Annotated in this window: 16 protein-coding genes and 1 pseudogene; 6 read left to right on the top strand and 11 right to left on the bottom strand. The window is 45.5% G+C overall.

What is annotated here, in order from left to right:
- The first annotated feature begins 4 nt into the window (after nucleotides 1-4).
- Together fieF and pfkA are read left to right on the top strand one after the other, a co-directional pair.
- Entirely contained in the window at nucleotides 5-913 is a 909-nt protein-coding gene (gene fieF, locus QWZ07_RS21115; protein WP_029223213.1) for a CDF family cation-efflux transporter FieF, read from the top strand.
- Between the two features lie 315 nt (nucleotides 914-1,228).
- Nucleotides 1,229-2,191: a 6-phosphofructokinase gene (gene pfkA / locus QWZ07_RS21110; protein WP_029223212.1), complete on the top strand. Its 963-nt coding sequence runs from the start codon at nucleotides 1,229-1,231 to the stop codon at nucleotides 2,189-2,191.
- 160 nt (nucleotides 2,192-2,351) lie between these two features.
- Here the strand turns inward: pfkA and tpiA are convergent, their stop codons facing one another.
- Nucleotides 2,352-3,122, bottom strand: coding sequence for a triose-phosphate isomerase (tpiA, locus tag QWZ07_RS21105; protein WP_012604968.1), 771 nt, complete (start codon nucleotides 3,120-3,122; stop codon nucleotides 2,352-2,354).
- 249 nt (nucleotides 3,123-3,371) lie between these two features.
- Between tpiA and QWZ07_RS21100 the strand changes: the two genes are divergently transcribed.
- Together QWZ07_RS21100 and QWZ07_RS21095 are read left to right on the top strand one after the other, a co-directional pair.
- Nucleotides 3,372-3,719 carry a 5-carboxymethyl-2-hydroxymuconate Delta-isomerase gene (locus QWZ07_RS21100; RefSeq protein ID WP_017077592.1) on the top strand — a complete coding sequence of 116 codons (348 nt, stop codon included), beginning with the start codon at nucleotides 3,372-3,374 and terminating at the stop codon, nucleotides 3,717-3,719.
- 86 nt (nucleotides 3,720-3,805) lie between these two features.
- Nucleotides 3,806-4,228 (top strand): DUF805 domain-containing protein, encoded by a 423-nt coding sequence (locus QWZ07_RS21095; RefSeq protein ID WP_004729700.1) that lies wholly within the window; start codon nucleotides 3,806-3,808, stop codon nucleotides 4,226-4,228.
- 99 nt (nucleotides 4,229-4,327) lie between these two features.
- Here the strand turns inward: QWZ07_RS21095 and QWZ07_RS21090 are convergent, their stop codons facing one another.
- The 3 genes from QWZ07_RS21090 to glpX form a co-directional block, all read right to left on the bottom strand.
- Nucleotides 4,328-4,675 (bottom strand): DUF3135 domain-containing protein, encoded by a 348-nt coding sequence (locus tag QWZ07_RS21090; RefSeq protein ID WP_017104624.1) that lies wholly within the window; start codon nucleotides 4,673-4,675, stop codon nucleotides 4,328-4,330.
- Between the two features lie 102 nt (nucleotides 4,676-4,777).
- The gene (locus tag QWZ07_RS21085; protein WP_192853341.1) at nucleotides 4,778-5,398 is read right to left on the bottom strand and encodes a helix-turn-helix transcriptional regulator; all 621 of its coding nucleotides are present in this window, start codon (nucleotides 5,396-5,398) and stop codon (nucleotides 4,778-4,780) included.
- A 162-nt stretch (nucleotides 5,399-5,560) separates the two neighbouring features.
- A complete protein-coding gene (gene glpX / locus QWZ07_RS21080) occupies nucleotides 5,561-6,568 on the bottom strand; it encodes a class II fructose-bisphosphatase (protein WP_192853342.1) in 1,008 nt (335 codons plus the stop codon).
- A 324-nt stretch (nucleotides 6,569-6,892) separates the two neighbouring features.
- On the opposite strand from glpX, the gene zapB reads away from it, so the two are divergent.
- Nucleotides 6,893-7,135, top strand: a complete 243-nt coding sequence (gene zapB / locus QWZ07_RS21075) for a cell division protein ZapB (protein ID WP_017104626.1) — start codon at nucleotides 6,893-6,895, stop codon at nucleotides 7,133-7,135.
- A gap of 110 nt (nucleotides 7,136-7,245) precedes the next feature.
- Here the strand turns inward: zapB and rraA are convergent, their stop codons facing one another.
- From rraA to priA, 7 genes and pseudogenes are all read right to left on the bottom strand, one after another.
- The gene (gene rraA / locus QWZ07_RS21070) at nucleotides 7,246-7,764 is read right to left on the bottom strand and encodes a ribonuclease E activity regulator RraA (protein ID WP_102362930.1); all 519 of its coding nucleotides are present in this window, start codon (nucleotides 7,762-7,764) and stop codon (nucleotides 7,246-7,248) included.
- A 73-nt stretch (nucleotides 7,765-7,837) separates the two neighbouring features.
- Nucleotides 7,838-8,756: pseudogene (locus QWZ07_RS21065) on the bottom strand (1,4-dihydroxy-2-naphthoate polyprenyltransferase).
- Nucleotides 8,757-8,911: 155 nt separating this feature from the next.
- Nucleotides 8,912-10,252, bottom strand: a complete 1,341-nt coding sequence (hslU, locus tag QWZ07_RS21060; protein ID WP_017104629.1) for an ATP-dependent protease ATPase subunit HslU — start codon at nucleotides 10,250-10,252, stop codon at nucleotides 8,912-8,914.
- Between the two features lie 58 nt (nucleotides 10,253-10,310).
- Nucleotides 10,311-10,859, bottom strand: coding sequence for an ATP-dependent protease subunit HslV (gene hslV, locus QWZ07_RS21055; protein WP_017104630.1), 549 nt, complete (start codon nucleotides 10,857-10,859; stop codon nucleotides 10,311-10,313).
- 236 nt (nucleotides 10,860-11,095) lie between these two features.
- Nucleotides 11,096-11,635 carry an SPOR domain-containing protein gene (locus QWZ07_RS21050; protein ID WP_192853343.1) on the bottom strand — a complete coding sequence of 180 codons (540 nt, stop codon included), beginning with the start codon at nucleotides 11,633-11,635 and terminating at the stop codon, nucleotides 11,096-11,098.
- A 122-nt stretch (nucleotides 11,636-11,757) separates the two neighbouring features.
- The gene (cytR, locus tag QWZ07_RS21045) at nucleotides 11,758-12,762 is read right to left on the bottom strand and encodes a DNA-binding transcriptional regulator CytR (protein ID WP_192853344.1); all 1,005 of its coding nucleotides are present in this window, start codon (nucleotides 12,760-12,762) and stop codon (nucleotides 11,758-11,760) included.
- 240 nt (nucleotides 12,763-13,002) lie between these two features.
- Complete coding sequence (priA, locus tag QWZ07_RS21040; protein WP_192853345.1) at nucleotides 13,003-15,204, bottom strand: primosomal protein N'; 2,202 nt, start codon at nucleotides 15,202-15,204, stop codon at nucleotides 13,003-13,005.
- Nucleotides 15,205-15,535: 331 nt separating this feature from the next.
- Between priA and rpmE the strand changes: the two genes are divergently transcribed.
- Complete coding sequence (gene rpmE / locus QWZ07_RS21035; RefSeq protein WP_017055855.1) at nucleotides 15,536-15,754, top strand: 50S ribosomal protein L31; 219 nt, start codon at nucleotides 15,536-15,538, stop codon at nucleotides 15,752-15,754.
- Nucleotides 15,755-15,970: the final 216 nt, after the last annotated feature.

Genomic DNA, 15,970 nt, shown 5'->3' with positions numbered 1-15,970 from the left:
AATTATGAAACAAGAATACGCACGTTTAGTTACGCTCGCCGCTTGGGCAGCCACAACCATCGCCACTATCTTATTGATAGTGAAAGTCGCAGCGTGGTGGGTGACAGGTTCTGTGAGTCTGTTGGCTTCCGTCGTGGATTCAATGTTGGATATCGCGGCCTCTGTCGTCAACCTTATCGTGGTTCGCTACTCTCTCCAGCCCGCCGACAAAGAACATACCTTTGGTCATGGTAAGGCTGAATCGCTTGCCGCATTAGCGCAGGCGATGTTTATCTCAGGCTCTGCTTGTTTCCTCATTCTTAACGGTATTGAGCGCTTCTTTAGACCCCACGAACTGAACTCCCCAGAAATTGGTATCTATGTCAGCTTATTCGCGATGGTGATGACCTTCGGTTTAGTTCGGTTCCAAAAGCATGTCGTCAACAAAACCGGTAGCCAAGCCATTGCGGCTGATTCACTGCACTACCAGACCGATCTCTATATGAACGCCGCTATTATGTTGGCACTGGCGTTGAGCTGGTTTGGCATTGGTCAGGCGGATTCGGTGTTCGCGATTGGTATTGGTATCTACATCCTATACAGCGCTTACCAAATGGCGATGGAAGCGGTGCAATCTCTGCTTGATCATAAGCTGCCAGATGAAGAGCTGAAACAGATTAAAGAGACATCATTGAGCATTGAAGGCGTGCTGGGTGTGCATCAATTACGAACTCGTCGTTCGGGGCCGATTCGCTTTATCCAACTGCATTTAGAATTGGAAGATAATATCCCACTTATTGAAGCGCATCGCATTTCTGATGAAGTGGAGGCCAAGCTTATCTCTGTGTTCCCTGATGCTGATGTATTAATTCATCAAGACCCGTATTCGGTGGTGTTTGGCCCGGAGAAGCAGCAGAAATTCCATTCTTGGTAATAGGTGGGAAAAGCAGCCCGCAAATGGTAAGTGGGTGGCTTTTGAACTAAAGTGAGTAAAAATTGCGAATTCTTTGGTGATACAAAAACCACCGCATAACAATTAATGTTGATTCTGATGTGAATCAACAAAGTTACTGAGTAAAACTGTAATACTCTTACAGAAGTAGAAATGTTACATAAATTTACGCGATTTAAGTGCTATTCCCATTGAGGAAATGTAACATAAAGCACATATATAGATTTAAAATCTTGTTGATATACAATCGGCAAGCAAAAGAATTGAATAATAGATTCCCAAAAATCGAGGGTGAGCATGATTAAGAAGATCGGTGTTTTGACCAGTGGTGGTGACGCTCCAGGCATGAACGCAGCAGTACGCGGCGTAGTTCGTACCGCACTATCAGTTGGCATTGAAGTTTACGGCATTTACGACGGCTACCAAGGCCTTGTTGAAGACCGTATTGAAAAGCTTGACCGTTCAAGCGTATCTGACGTCATCAACCGCGGCGGTACTTTTTTAGGTTCTGCACGTTTCCCTGAATTCAAAGATGTTAAAGTTCGCGAGAAAGGCATCGAGAACCTTAAGAAGCACGGTATCGAAGCACTTGTTGTTATCGGTGGCGACGGTTCTTACATGGGCGCTAAGAAACTGACAGAAATGGGTTACCCATGTATCGGTCTTCCTGGCACAATCGATAACGATATCGCGGGTACTGACTACACAATCGGTTACCTAACTGCGCTTAACACAGTTATTGATTCAATCGACCGTCTACGTGACACGTCTTCTTCTCACCAACGTATTTCTATTGTTGAAATCATGGGCCGTCACTGTGGTGACCTTACGCTTATGTCAGCAATCGCAGGCGGTTGTGAGTACATCATTACTCCAGAGACTGGCCTAGATAAAGAACAGCTAATCAGCAATATCCAAGATGGAATTGCGAAAGGTAAGAAGCACGCAATCATCGCTCTAACTGAGCTAATGATGGATGCTAACGAACTGGCTAAAGAGATCGAATCTTCAACAGGTCGTGAAACTCGTGCAACGGTTCTTGGTCACATCCAACGTGGTGGTCGTCCTACTGCATTTGACCGTGTACTGGCTTCACGCATGGGTAACTACGCTGTTCACCTTCTTCAAGAAGGCCACGGTGGTCGTTGTGTTGGTATCGAGAAAGAAGAACTTGTTCACCACGACATCATCGACTGTATCGAGAACATGCAGAACCCAGACCGTTCTGAGCTGTTCCGCGTTGCAGAAGAGTTGTTCTAAGCCACGCTTAGCGTTCGCTTAAAGAATTTAAAAACCGCTGATTGTTCAGCGGTTTTTTTGTGCCTGCCGTTTAGGTTTGAAGCTTGAATTCCAAATGACAGGCAATAAAAAAGGCCAACCTAAGTTGACCTTTCATTCAATCTAAACGGTGACGTTTAAATTAAGCTTTTGCTTCAGCTGCTGCTTTAGCGATAGCTGCGAAGCTTTTCGCGTCAAGCGCTGCGCCGCCAACTAGAGCACCGTCGATGTCTGGTTGTGCGAAGTAAGCTGCTGCGTTTTCTGGCTTAACAGAACCGCCGTATTGGATAACAACTTTCTTAGCAACATCTTCAGATTTCTCAGCGATGTGTGCACGGATTTGAGCGTGGATGCGTTGTGCATCTTCAGCTGTAGCTGCTTTACCAGTACCGATAGCCCAGATTGGTTCGTAAGCGATGATCGCGCCTTCAAGAGCTTCAACACCTTGAGTGTTGATAACAGCGTCAAGTTGACGTGCACATACAGCAACAGTTTCGCCTGCTTCGTTTTGTGCTTCAGATTCACCGATACAAAGAACTGGAGTTAGGCCGTTCTCTTTTAGGAATGCGAATTTCTTAGCAACGAATTCGTCAGACTCAGCGTGGTATTCACGACGCTCAGAGTGACCGATGATGATGTGAGATGCGCCGAACTCTTTAAGCATTGCTGGAGACATGTCGCCAGTGAATGCACCGCTGTTGTTTAGGTCAGAGTTTTGAGCACCTAGGATGATCGCGCTGCCCGCTTCAGTAAGCGTACGCTCAGCAAGATCAACGAAAAGTGCTGGTGGAGCAACTGCTACGTCTACGCCTGTTACGCCTTCAAGTTCAGCGTTAAGACCGTTTAGTAGATCAACAACCATTTCTTTGCTGCCGTTTAGTTTCCAGTTACCCATAACTACAGGATGACGCATAGGAATATCTCCAAAGTATTTAAATAAATCGAATGTGAAAAAGTAAACTTTATTACGAAATAATATAACAGAATAATATCAACAGATCATGACTGTGGTCATGACTTTCTTGGATCTTACTCAATGGTCAGAGTAGATTTTGAGCAAATATCAGTGATCCGGCAGACAGAATAATAGCTAACTTCTCGGATTTTTCATCGTTAGTTGCTATTAAGGGACAAACGATTGCGTTAACAATAGGAAGTAATAATGCCGAATCTAGTTCTAGAGTACTCAAATTCAGTGGATGAGCGAGTGAATATCCAAGGTTTACTGGAAGACCTTCATCAAGTTACATTAAACTGTGGTTTGTTTGATGTACCTTCTGTGAAGTCTCGTTCACTGCGCTGTCATAACTGGTTGGTCGGTGATGAAGAGGACAATGTGGATTTTGTTCATATTAGCTTCGAGTTACTTTCAGGACGTACCGAAGAACAGAAAAGAGAATTGTCGCGTTTGTTGATGCAAACCCTACAAGAACAGGCAAGCCATATCCGTAGCCTAACGGTCAACATACGAGATATGGATAAAAGTTGCTTTCAGAAAGTGATGAATTAGCTTAAAAGAATCAACTAACTAAAAGTGATTAACTGACTATTTGCTGCTAACTTTTTGGTAGCGTATTAATTTTTTGAGTATTTAAGATGTCGATGAAAGATTTACTGCTCTCTTTCAAAGGGAGAATTGGTCGTAAGACTTACTGGATTTGGAATATTTTCTACTATATCGCGATTACTGGTTTTGCCACCGGTATCTCGGTTTTGTTCCCAGCATACTCCTATCTCCTGTTACCAATCTTCCTTCTATTACTTGTTATTCCAGATCTTGCCGTTACCGCTAAGCGCTGGCATGACCGCAACAAGTCGAACTACTGGCTATTGCTGAATGTACCGCTCGTACTCGGGCGACTTGCATCACCTATGGCTGCGACTACGACAGAGCCAGTATCGCCTATTCACATGGTGGCAACGGTTGCTGCACTCGTGTGTGGTTTGTGGATCTTGGTAGAGTGCGGTTTGATGAAAGGCACTGAAGGCCGTAATGATTACGGTGAAGATCCAGTTTAAAGATTGGATGATTCATCAGTAAAAAGGGAGCATTGCGCTCCCTTTTTTGTTCTAAGGCATTTTGTTTTTAATGCGTTTTTTACTCATACATTTTAGCTTTCAGTACATTTTTGGTTCTGTATTGGGTCTAAAAGGCACGACATTTTCAGGCAGAGGCTCTTCAAAACTGCAACGACCTTGAAGCGCATCTTGGAACTTACACACTTGGCAGCTTAATTCTTGCATCAGCACGACATTGGCATGATGCGGGTTTTTACAACGACTAACCACTAAGTCTATGTGGCTCTGTTGGGCTCGAAGCCTGTCTTGCATGGTTTCAGAGGCCGAACAGATCATCTGTTCGCACATCTCGTGTTTGAATTGATTGAATGCTTTCGGATCGCTTTTCGCGAGTTGAACAAGTTCATCAAAGGGGGGCAGTTTTTGATCTGGCTGTGGATGTCCCATCTTTCCTTCCTTAGAATTAAGCATGTTTCATATGCTTTAAGCTTAAGAAAGAAATCTGTACAAATTTTGTTCTATTTTTATTTTCTCAATATTGAGACGGTATTAGTAACTTGGCGTTAGGGTATAAGTACAACGACGTTCGCCAGTAATGATGTGCTCAGTGCGGATCACATGACATTCATCTTTGAGTAATTCTTTGAAAACATTGAGTTCTGATTGGCAGAGGCTAGGGCAACGAGTTGCAGCCTTACAGATAGGGCAGTGGTTTTCGATCAAGATGTAGTGATCGCCTTGCTCTTGAAGTTCAGCCATATACCCTTCTTCTTCTCGAAGTTGGGTTAGCTTTTCAAGTTTACTCAGCAGGTTGTCGCAGCCAGATAGGGCCGTTTGATATTGCTTTAACGTGTGTTGTTCACGTTCAGCGGCCACTTTAGCTAGCCCCTCTTTACCAAACAGGTTCTCGACAGCATCTATCACTTGAATAGTGAGCTCACCGTGTCGATCTGAAAATTGACCATGACCTTGCTGAGTCAGTGACCAATGGCGAGTTGGGCGACCTACTTTTACTTTGACGTCATGAAACGCAAGAATACCGTCATCTTCCAAACTTTGTAGGTGCTGTCTGGCACCCATTGTCGTCATGCCAAATTCTTCTGACAGTTGTTTCGCGGTTACCGCGCCTTGACGCTTAATGGTCTGTAAGATTTTGTCGCTTGTTTTCATACTATCTCTACCTTATGAACCTTACTATTATGAGGCAAGGTGTTTATAAAGCAAACCATTTACTATGGTGCAGGTGAAATGCACAGGTTCTTGATGGCCAATAAAACAAAAGGCTGATACTTGGTATCAGCCTTCGTGTGTTCTGTTGAACCTAGTTTAGGTTTACAGGATGTGACCAATCACTTCTGGGTCTTTACGCTCTAGGTAGTGAATAGACTTGATGCGACGAATAGTACGACAGCGGCCACGGATAAGCAGTGTTTCTGTGGTTGCGATATTGCCTGTACGAGTGATGCCTTCTAGCAGGTCACCCTTAGTAATACCCGTTGCAGAGAACACAACGTTGTCGCTACGAGCCATGTCTTCCATCTTCAATACGATACCCGCCGTTACGCCCATTTCCGCACAACGCTCTAATTCAAGCTCACCGTGTTTGCGGTTCTCTTCTGTATTGCCTTTTACTTCATGACGAGGAAGCAGACGTGCGTGCATGTCGCCGTCGAGTGCGCGAATAACCGCAGCTGACACGACACCTTCAGGAGCACCACCGATGCAGTACATTACGTCGACTTCGCTGTCTGGCATACACGTTAGGATAGAAGCAGCAACATCACCATCTGGCACTGCGAATACACGAACGCCCATCGCCTGCATGTCAGCAATTACTTGATCATGACGTGGTTTAGCAAGAGTGGTTACTACTAGTGTATCGAGTGTTTTACCTAGTGCTTTCGCAATGTTTTCTAGGTTTTCTGTCAGTGGCAGTTCTAGGTCAATCACGCCTTTTGCGCCAGGGCCAACAACTAATTTCTCCATGTACATGTCAGGCGCTTTAAGGAAGCTGCCTTTTTCGCCAGCAGCCAATACCGCCAATGCATTTGATTGGCCCATTGCTGTCATGCGTGTCCCTTCAATTGGGTCAACGGCGATATCTACAGCATCACCGCCAATACCGACGTTTTCGCCGATGTATAGCATAGGTGCATCATCGATTTCACCTTCGCCAATAACGATCTCACCGCTAATTTCGGTTTTGTTCAGTAGGCTACGCATTACTTCTACAGCAGCGCCATCTGCAGCGTTTTTATCGCCGCGGCCAAGCCACTTGTAACCAGCTAGCGCTGCACCTTCAGTGACACGAGAGAATGACATTGCTAAATCGCGTTTCATGCGGACTCCAAAATTTTCAAAGGGGGAATAGAAATTTCGCGGCGAATTTTACCATATCCCAAAGGAAACGTTTGCCTTTTTGTTTTTGGGGGATTGCTCTCGATCAATTTGCAGGTGAAAACAGGTAATATTCATCAAAATAATCAGTCTGTTGTCGCGCTAGTAATAATTCACGTCAATATTCGGTAAAAAGCGCTGTTTTTTTCATCGAATGGCGCAAAATATCGAATATATAGAGTGTTTATCCTTGCTCTGCTGAGTAGAATGGGGAAATAAGTGGAGTAGACCTTCACCATCAAATGGATAACTTAAAGGTAGGCCAGAATGTCTTTTGAAGTACTAGAGCAGCTAGAAGCAAAAATTCAAACAGCAGTAGATACAATTGCACTTCTTCAAATGGAAGTGGAAGAGCTTAAAGAAGAGAAAGAAGCACTAGCAACAGAAGCTGGTGAGCTAAAAGCAAGCCGTCACGACCTAGAGCAAAAAACTCAGCAAATGCAGGAAGAGCACTCTGCATGGCAAGATCGCATCCGTAACCTTCTAGGTAAAATGGATGACGTTGAGTAATTGACTCTTCAGATTTAAAAAAAACGCCCGCTACTGAGTAGCGGGCGTTTTTGTTTGTATTATTATGCTTTGTGTTCTTATGGTTTTTTAATTATTTGAAGCTGAGTGAGCTACTCGACCTCTTCTTCCTCAACATCCAAATCAAGCTCAACATCCAAAGGCTCAGCAGAAAGAATGATGCCCGTGTTGTCTGCGTAGAGGTAATCTTCCGGTAAGAAAGTGACGCTGCCAAAGTTGACCGGTACGTCTAATTCGCCCACACCTTCTTGGCTCGCACCCACGGGAATAGACGCTAAAGCCTGAATGCCAAGGTTCATGTCTTCTAGCTCATCGACTTCGCGTACGCAGCCGTAAACCACAATACCTTCCCACTCATTGTCTTCGGCAAGTAGGGCCATTTCAGCATCGATCAGCGCTTTTCTTAGTGAGCCGCCACCATCGATCAACAACACCCGCCCCAGACCATCTTGTTCTAATACAGACCGAATCAATGCGTTGTCTTCAAAGCATTTTATCGTCGAGATCTGTCCGGCGAATGACGCTCGTCCACCGAAATTACTGAACATTGGCTCCACGACATCAACTTGATCCAAATATATGTCGCACAGTGCTGAAGTGTTGTATTCCATTAGCATACCTTTTGAACAATGAGCTTACTTTGAGTATATCGGTGCTTGATCCCTTTGCAATGATTAGTCTTAATTAACTCAATAGAGTTTGAGCTACGACAACCCCTGCAAACAGTAGATTAGTCACCAGTGAACATTTCACAATAACGGGCATCATTGGGGCAATCTGAGCCGGTTTTTTCGGTTTCCCAAACGGCTTTGCCATGCTTGTACACAATAATAATGCTGAGTAAAAACGGTAGGCTAATCCAGACCGGTTTTTCTTGAATCAGTAGGTAGATGGCGAAAGACGCAAGCGCCAAACCAAGCAGTGCGAAATGGTATTGCTTAGCTTTACGTTGCCCTAGGCGAACGGCCATGGTGCGTTTGCCACATTCGCTGTCGTTTTCAATATCGCGCATGTTGTTGATGTTGAGAACGGCAACCGCCATTAGTCCACAGCCTAGCGCTGGAAGGAACAGGCTTGGCTCAACATGACCTGTATGTAAGAAGTAAGTACCTGAAACCCCTAACAAGCCAAAGAAGATAAACACCGACAAGTCGCCAAGGCCAATATAACCATAAGGCTTATTACCGACGGTATAGGCAATCGCTGCGACAATCGCTAAAACACCTAACGCAATGAAAGATACGATGCTTTCGAGTGAGCTCAGTGCATGAAAAATAAGAATCAACCCAGCAATGACCGTAAATACGATATTGAGAATGATCGCTTGTTTCATGGTTTGGGCGGTGACAGCGCCTGATTGCATGGCTCTCATCGGGCCTAGGCGTTTGTCGTTATCCGTGCCTTTAACCGCATCGCCATAGTCATTCGCTAAGTTCGACAAAATCTGTAATAGCGTGGCCGTTAAAAATGCCAGCAGGGCTATCGACAAAGAAAATTGGTCGTTGGCGAACGCTAAACTACTTCCTGTAAGAATAGAGACAAGTGCGAGAGGCAGAGTTTTTGGTCGTGCGGCATCAAGCCAAATCAGTAGAGATTGTTTCATCGTAGGTCTAATTCTTTGTAAGTCTTCGTTTCATACTGTGATTTGAGTATACGCCCATTTTTCGGGTAATAAAAAGCCCACTCGAAAGTGGGCCTTGAATTCGCTTATTAGCTGCTATTTCTTTGAGATAGAGCAATAAGTTGGAGTTTCCTGTGCTACAGGATGAAGCGGCTTAGGTCTTCGTCTTCTACGAGCTCGCCAAGCTTAGATATTACATAAGCTTCATCAATTACCAATTTGCTGCCTGCTCGGTCTGTTGCGTCGAATGAAATCTCATCCATTAGGCGCTCCATGACGGTATGTAGACGACGCGCCCCGATGTTTTCAGTAGTTTCGTTCACACGCCATGCTGCGTCAGCAATTTGGTTGATGCCATCTTCAGTGAACTCAATGCCGACATCTTCTGTTTTCATCAGGGCAATGTACTGCTCTGTCAGTGATGCTTTTGGCTCAGTAAGAATACGTTTGAAGTCATGTGCAGAAAGCGCTTCAAGTTCAACACGGATTGGCAGACGACCTTGCAGTTCAGGGATCAGGTCTGATGGCTTAGCCACTTGGAATGCACCTGATGTGATAAACAAGATGTGGTCAGTTTTTACCATACCGTGCTTAGTTGATACTGTGCTGCCTTCGATAAGAGGAAGCAAGTCACGTTGAACACCCTCACGAGATACATCTGGGCCTGAGCTGTCGCCACGCTTACAGATTTTGTCGATCTCATCGATGAATACGATGCCGTTGTTTTCAGCGTTGAAGATCGCGCTCTCTTTTAGCTCTTCCTGGTTCACAAGCTTCGCAGCTTCTTCTTCTGTCAGTGCTTTGAATGCGTCTTTGATTTTCATCTTACGCTTTTTCTTGGTGTCGCCAGCGAGGTTTTGGAACATGCCTTGCAGCTGGTTAGTCATCTCTTCCATGCCAGGAGGTGACATGATTTCAACACCCATTTGTGGCGCCGCTACATCAACTTCGATCTCTTTGTCATCTAGCTTACCTTCGCGCAGTTTCTTGCGGAAAATCTGACGAGTGTTTGAAGAGGTAGTTTCTTCCGTTGATTGCTCGTTCTGACCCCAAGCATCGCGTGCTGGTGGTAGAAGGGCATCAAGAATGCGTTCTTCAGCTTGTTCTTCAGCGCGGTATTGTACTTTTTCCATCGCTTGCTGGTGCGTCATCTTGATCGCAACGTCCGTTAGGTCACGGATGATGGTTTCAACTTCTTTACCTACGTAGCCCACTTCAGTGAACTTAGTCGCTTCTACCTTGATGAAAGGCGCGTTTGCTAGTTTTGCTAGACGGCGAGCAATTTCAGTTTTACCTACACCGGTAGGGCCGATCATCAGGATGTTTTTTGGTGATACTTCAACACGCAGGCTTTCTTCAAGCTGCATACGACGCCAGCGGTTACGCAGTGCGATAGCCACTGAACGCTTAGCGTTGTCTTGGCCGATAATGTGGCGATTGAGTTCGTGAACGATTTCGCGAGGAGTCATCTCAGACATGGTTTTTCCTTAATTCTTTAATCACTGTTGAATACAACGTTATTGATGGAAGCCGTCGTTACTCTGGCTTTGGCAGCTCAACGGTGCTCTCTAGTTCTTCAATAGTGTGCTGATGGTTGGTGAATACGCAGATATCGCCAGCAATGTTCAGCGACTTTTCTGCAATTTCACGCGCATCTAAATCTGTATTTTCTAATAGTGCAGTAGCCGCTGCTTGAGCAAAGTTACCGCCCGAACCGATCGCAATCAGGTCGTTCTCTGGTTGAACTACGTCACCGTTACCAGTGATGATCAATGAAGCGGTTTCATCCGCTACTGCTAGTAGTGCTTCTAATTTACGTAGAGCACGGTCGCTACGCCAATCCTTCGCCAGCTCAACGGCAGCTTTGGTCAGGTGGCCTTGGTGCATTTGCAGCTTGCTTTCAAATTTTTCGAATAGCGTGAAAGCATCTGCCGTACCGCCAGCAAAACCAGCCAGTACTTTGTTGTTGTATAGGCGACGTACTTTACGGGCATTGCCCTTCATTACGGTGTTGCCTAGAGATACTTGTCCATCACCCGCGATGACGACTTTATTATTACGACGTACAGATACAATGGTAGTCACGAGTAGGGCCTCTTAATATTTCTTATCTTTGGGTATAAAAAGTATATGAGGATGGTGCTCGGATAATTCAAGGAAGGTCGAGTGATGTCGCGCAACTTATCGGCGGAAGTTGTAAGGAAATTTGGTTAAAGGGCGAGGGGATAAAAGAAAACCTCCACAATGGGAGGCTTTCGGTGTTTGGTTTTCGGCTTTTGCTTAGATTAATACTGTGGCTATCGCTAAATCTAAATCTAAATCTATTCAGTGTCTTTCCAAATAGCACAAGGTTCGATTTTTGCTCGCTGTAGTTTGTGGCGATCGCGCTCGGCGTCACGCTTAAACTTGTATGGTCCTAGAACCACACGATACCAGCTACTGCCGTCTTTCTTACGGATTTCACTCGAGATACCTTGGAAAGCTATATCCAATTTACGCGCATCTGCTTGAGAAGCGGTTTTGTAAGCGCCACACTGCATGATGTAAGGGATCTTTGAAATCTCTTGCTCTTTGGCCTTAACTTCAATTTCGCGACTTGGCAGTGTTTCAACGTAGTCCCACTTCTCTTCTGGAGGTGGTGGAATCACTTTCGCTGGTTTTGGCTTAGGTTTCGACTTGCTCACCTCTGGCACTGGTGTTGGCGGTTCAGGATCGTTACTCAATAAGTAAAGTCCGTAACCAAAACCACCGGCAAGGAGGATCGCCAAAAGACCACTGCGCCAAGGTTTACGGCGAGGGGCTTGTTTCTTGGTCGGTTTTTTCGTGCCACGACCGCGCTTTACATAATCTCTATTAGCCACAAGACAATTCAATAGTTGATAGTTCTGCTCTCATGGTAATCCAGATTGCGCGAGGATAATAGTGCAGAAATGGAAGCGGCACATCAAAATGTGCCGCAGGTTTGTGTGGGTATTTATCTTGCCTAAATTCGAGGTGGTGCCGTACTGCCACGAACCACGAGTTTGGCTTCAAGTAGACGTGAACCTGCTTGAACATCATTACCTTTCAGTAGATCAAGCATCATCAGCATCGCTTGGCGTCCAATTTCGTAACGAGGTTGAGAAATCGTCGTTAGCGGTGGATCGCAGTATTGAGCGAATTGGATGTCGTCGAAGCCAACAATCGATAGATCTTGAGGAACACGTAAACCTAGCTTCTTCGCTTCTTGAATCGCACCAATGGCCATCGCATCGTTGTGACAGAAAATCGCAGTTGGTTGCTCTGGAAGTGCCAATAATTGACGAACCGCTTGCGCGCCAGCTTCAAAGGTGAAATCGCCCACAGTGCTGTAAGCTGGGTTCATTGATACTCCAGCGCGGCGCAGTGCTTGTTGGTAACCTTGTTGGCGGAACTTACACAGGGTTGCAGTGCTTGGCCCAGAGATTTGAGCAATGCGCTTATGACCTAATTGAGCTAGGTAGTTCACGGCTTCAAATGCAGAGGTCAGGTTGTCGATATGTACCGTTGGCAATTCAAGCTCGGGTGCAAATTCACACGCCATTACCATTGGAGGTAGATTCTTTTGTTCAGGTTTGCTGACATCAAATGGATGATCAGTGCCTAACAGCAGCATGCCGTCAGCTTGTTTGGTGAATACCAAGTTTACAAATGATGATTCGCGCTTCTTCTGCTGACCACTGTCGCCAAGTAGAACTAGGTAGTCATTTTCTACTGCAGCATCTTCGATACCACGGATGATCTCAGCGAAATAAGGGTCACAGATATCAGGAACAATAGTGATGATGGTTTTTGATTCGTTGCGACGTAAGTTTCGAGCTAATGTATTGGGTGAGTATCCAGCTTCAAGTACTGCTGTCTCTACTCGTTTACGAGTCGAAACTGAGACTTTCTCAGGGTTCATCAATGCACGTGATACCGTTGCGGTTGAGACGCCTGCTAGCTGGGCAACATCCTTCATTGTCGCCATAAATTAAACCCTCTTTTAAGTTCCTTTGCTGCCTAAGTATCTAAGGCGTGAATAATTAATACAATCGGATAGATATTGTGAAAGTGTTGCTAACACTTTTTTTATTGCAATATTTTATTCGTTTCATCCGTGTAAAGTTACGGCTAGATTAACAAAAATCACATGACTAGTGTGAAGTTGCTCACGAGAAATATGAAATATTTGTGAACAAACTTATCATTAGTTTTAACCCGAGTGGGTTTAGCTCAAATCTTGCGGCTCAATATCGAGTGACCAACGGACTTTTTTCGCAGCGGGTAACATATTAATTGCCGGCTTTGCACTCATTAATAGCTTCTGCATTAATGAACGAGTCTGTGTTTGCAATATCAGCTGCCAGCGAGATTTACCTGCTCGTTTTGCCAATGGCGCAGGAGTTGGCCCCAACACCATGCAATATTGGTCGAACAGTGGATGTGACTCCAGTGTATGACGAACCTGACGTAAGAACTCTTCCACCAAGCGCGTGTCGTTCGCTTCTGCTCTGAAGAGTGTCATGAACGTATAGGGAGGCAACATCGCTTGTTTACGTTCTGCTAAAGCCGTCTGAGCAAAGTGGTTATAGTCTTTGTGTAGCAGTGCTTGTAACAAGCCATGTTCTGGATGGTGAGTTTGTAAGATAACCTCACCTGGCTTACTGGCACGTCCTGCTCGACCTGCAACTTGGGTGAACAACTGAGCGAGTCTTTCAGAGGCGCGGAAGTCACTACTATATAAAGAGGCATCAACGTCCAATAACGCCACAAGTGTCACGTCAGGGAAGTGGTGACCTTTAGCAAGCATCTGTGTGCCGATCAGTATTTGGTATTCACCCTTACGAATTGACTCTAGCGCGCTTTCTAAGCTGCCCTTGCGGCGGGTGCTATCGCGATCAATACGAATGGTTTTGTATTCAGGGAACAGTTGACCAAGTTGCGTTTCAAGTTGCTCGGTGCCGACACCAACCGTCACTAAGTTAGCTGAACCACAGCCTTGGCAATTGTGCACGATATGCTGCTGCGATCCGCAATGGTGGCAGCGCATTTCATTGCTGTATTGGTGATAGGTGTAGTAAGCATCACAGCGTTTACATTCGGCTGTCCAACCACAGTCGTGACACATCAATGCTGGGGAAAACCCGCGGCGATTGAGGAACAGCATCACTTGGTTGCCTGCTTTGAGGTGCCTCTGCATTTCAGCAATTAACGACGCAGATAAGCCGCTTTCCAGATATTCACCTTTAACATCCAACACTTTATTGGTGGTCGGCAGTGCGACACCAGCGCGTGAGGTGAGGGTGAGGTAGCTGTATTTGCCTATCTGAGCGTTGTGCAGCGTTTCAAAAGCCGGTGTTGCTGAACCTAGAACCACTGGGATTTGCGCCTTATGAGCGCGCATGATCGCGACGTCACGAGCGTGGTAGCGCAGGCTATCTTGCTGCTTATAAGAGGCGTCGTGTTCTTCATCGACAATGATAATGCCCAAATCAGCAAACGGCGTGAACAGAGCCGAGCGCGTACCAATCACGATGCCAGCTATCTTATCGCGGGCTGATAGCCATGCATTGAGTCGCTCAGAATCGTTTAATCCAGAGTGAATCACTTCAACAGGCACATTAAAGCGTCGCTTAAAGCGGTTAATCGTTTGTGGAGTGAGGCCAATCTCAGGTACCAAGACTAACGCTTGCTTGCCTTGGTCGAGAATCGGCTTGATCATATTCAGGTAGACCTCGGTCTTACCTGAGCCTGTGACCCCCTCTAGCAAGAAGCAACCAAAATCAGTTTGACTGTTTACTGTCGCAATCGCGATCGCTTGTTCTGCATTGAGTTTTGGCTTGTCTTGGTCGTTTTCGAGTTCCATTGGCCATGGCTTGCGCTTCGGTTTTTTTTCTACCGACTCAATCCAGCCTTTTTCTTCCAATGTCTTCAGTACTGCGCTGCCCACCTCTTCATCAATGAACTCTTGATGAGGAACTGCACCGTGTTCAAGCATGTGCATTACTTTGGCTTGTTTGACTGCGCGACCAAAGCCTTGCATTAGTTGATCTCTACCTGATGGGGTTAGTTGCCATTCGACAAGCGTTGCGAAATCGGCAGCTTTGCCTTTTCGTAAAGCGCTAGGCAGAGCGTTAGCCAAAGTTTCGCCAAGAGGGTACTGATAGAATTGACTGCACCATACCAAGAGTGAGTAGACCGATTCAGGCCAAACGGGTTGGTTGTCTAATAAGGCTTTAATAGGTTTGAGCTTGTCGAGATCGAATTCTGATTCGTTAACCAGAGCCGTCACGATACCGGTTAAGGTTTGTCGTCCAAAAGGCACAGAAACTCGACCGCCAATAATCGGAAATAGGTGGCTAGGAATCTTGTAATCGAACTGCTTGTCGAGTGGAACAGGCAGTGCCACACGGGCAATCATTGGACGCATAAAGGGACGGCTTTATCTGAGTTGACGAGAGCGAACAGTCTAATGGATAAGGGCGTTAAATTCGAGGAGCAGTTTAGATGACAGAGCTTACTTGAGGCTTGAATGCTACTGGAGCCAGAAAATAACGCTTAATAGAGGGTTTAAGGACTGTGTTGGTGAAAAATGTATCAAATCAGTTGATCCTACCTCACAGATTCATTACTATACTGCGCCTTAAAGGTATGGCTTTATCGCTTTTTAGTGATGCTGCGGTGTCTTTATTTTATTTTTTAACAACGTGTGGTGTCCGGCTTAGAATCGGATGGCGACACGGCCTAATTGAGGTTATCCCATGAAAGCTGGAATCCACCCAGAATACAAAGCAGTAACAGCAACTTGTTCTTGCGGCAACACATTCGAATTCAACTCTACTCTAGGTAAAGATGGTATTCACCTAGACGTATGTGACAAATGTCACCCATTCTACACTGGTAAGCAACGTATCGTAGATACAGGCGGCCGTGTAGATCGCTTTAACAAGCGTTTCGGTGCTCTTTCTAGCAAGAAGTAATTCTCGCTATTTAGACATGAAAAAGGACACTTCGGTGTCCTTTTTTGTTGCCTGAAATTTGAGAAACCCCTGACTTTAATAACACTCTTCGCTTATCTCGACGATAGGCTGTCGATTTGAGTTTAGCTCCAACACTTTCCCCCTGAATTACTCCTCCCTAGAAATCCGCTCGAAAGTTCAACAAGCGATAGTAATTTCAACTGCTCACTGGTCTTA

Origin of the sequence: Vibrio lentus (assembly GCF_030409755.1) — a bacterium.
In the GTDB taxonomy this organism is placed as follows: domain Bacteria; phylum Pseudomonadota; class Gammaproteobacteria; order Enterobacterales; family Vibrionaceae; genus Vibrio; species Vibrio lentus.
Note: the sequence above shows the minus strand (reverse complement) of the source record. Positions and strands in the feature narration are given on the sequence as shown.

Excerpts from the sequence above, each read along its gene's own strand:
- fieF (WP_029223213.1), top strand. The coding sequence starts at position 5 with ATGAAACAAGAATACGCACGTTTAGTTACGCTCGCCGCTTGGGCAGCC.
- pfkA (WP_029223212.1), top strand. The coding sequence starts at position 1,229 with ATGATTAAGAAGATCGGTGTTTTGACCAGTGGTGGTGACGCTCCAGGC.
- tpiA (WP_012604968.1), bottom strand. The coding sequence starts at position 3,122 with ATGCGTCATCCTGTAGTTATGGGTAACTGGAAACTAAACGGCAGCAAA.
- QWZ07_RS21100 (WP_017077592.1), top strand. The coding sequence starts at position 3,372 with ATGCCGAATCTAGTTCTAGAGTACTCAAATTCAGTGGATGAGCGAGTG.
- QWZ07_RS21095 (WP_004729700.1), top strand. The coding sequence starts at position 3,806 with ATGTCGATGAAAGATTTACTGCTCTCTTTCAAAGGGAGAATTGGTCGT.
- QWZ07_RS21090 (WP_017104624.1), bottom strand. The coding sequence starts at position 4,675 with ATGGGACATCCACAGCCAGATCAAAAACTGCCCCCCTTTGATGAACTT.
- QWZ07_RS21085 (WP_192853341.1), bottom strand. The coding sequence starts at position 5,398 with ATGAAAACAAGCGACAAAATCTTACAGACCATTAAGCGTCAAGGCGCG.
- glpX (WP_192853342.1), bottom strand. The coding sequence starts at position 6,568 with ATGAAACGCGATTTAGCAATGTCATTCTCTCGTGTCACTGAAGGTGCA.
- zapB (WP_017104626.1), top strand. The coding sequence starts at position 6,893 with ATGTCTTTTGAAGTACTAGAGCAGCTAGAAGCAAAAATTCAAACAGCA.
- rraA (WP_102362930.1), bottom strand. The coding sequence starts at position 7,764 with ATGGAATACAACACTTCAGCACTGTGCGACATATATTTGGATCAAGTT.
- hslU (WP_017104629.1), bottom strand. The coding sequence starts at position 10,252 with ATGTCTGAGATGACTCCTCGCGAAATCGTTCACGAACTCAATCGCCAC.
- cytR (WP_192853344.1), bottom strand. The coding sequence starts at position 12,762 with ATGGCGACAATGAAGGATGTTGCCCAGCTAGCAGGCGTCTCAACCGCA.
- priA (WP_192853345.1), bottom strand. The coding sequence starts at position 15,204 with ATGCGTCCAATGATTGCCCGTGTGGCACTGCCTGTTCCACTCGACAAG.
- rpmE (WP_017055855.1), top strand. The coding sequence starts at position 15,536 with ATGAAAGCTGGAATCCACCCAGAATACAAAGCAGTAACAGCAACTTGT.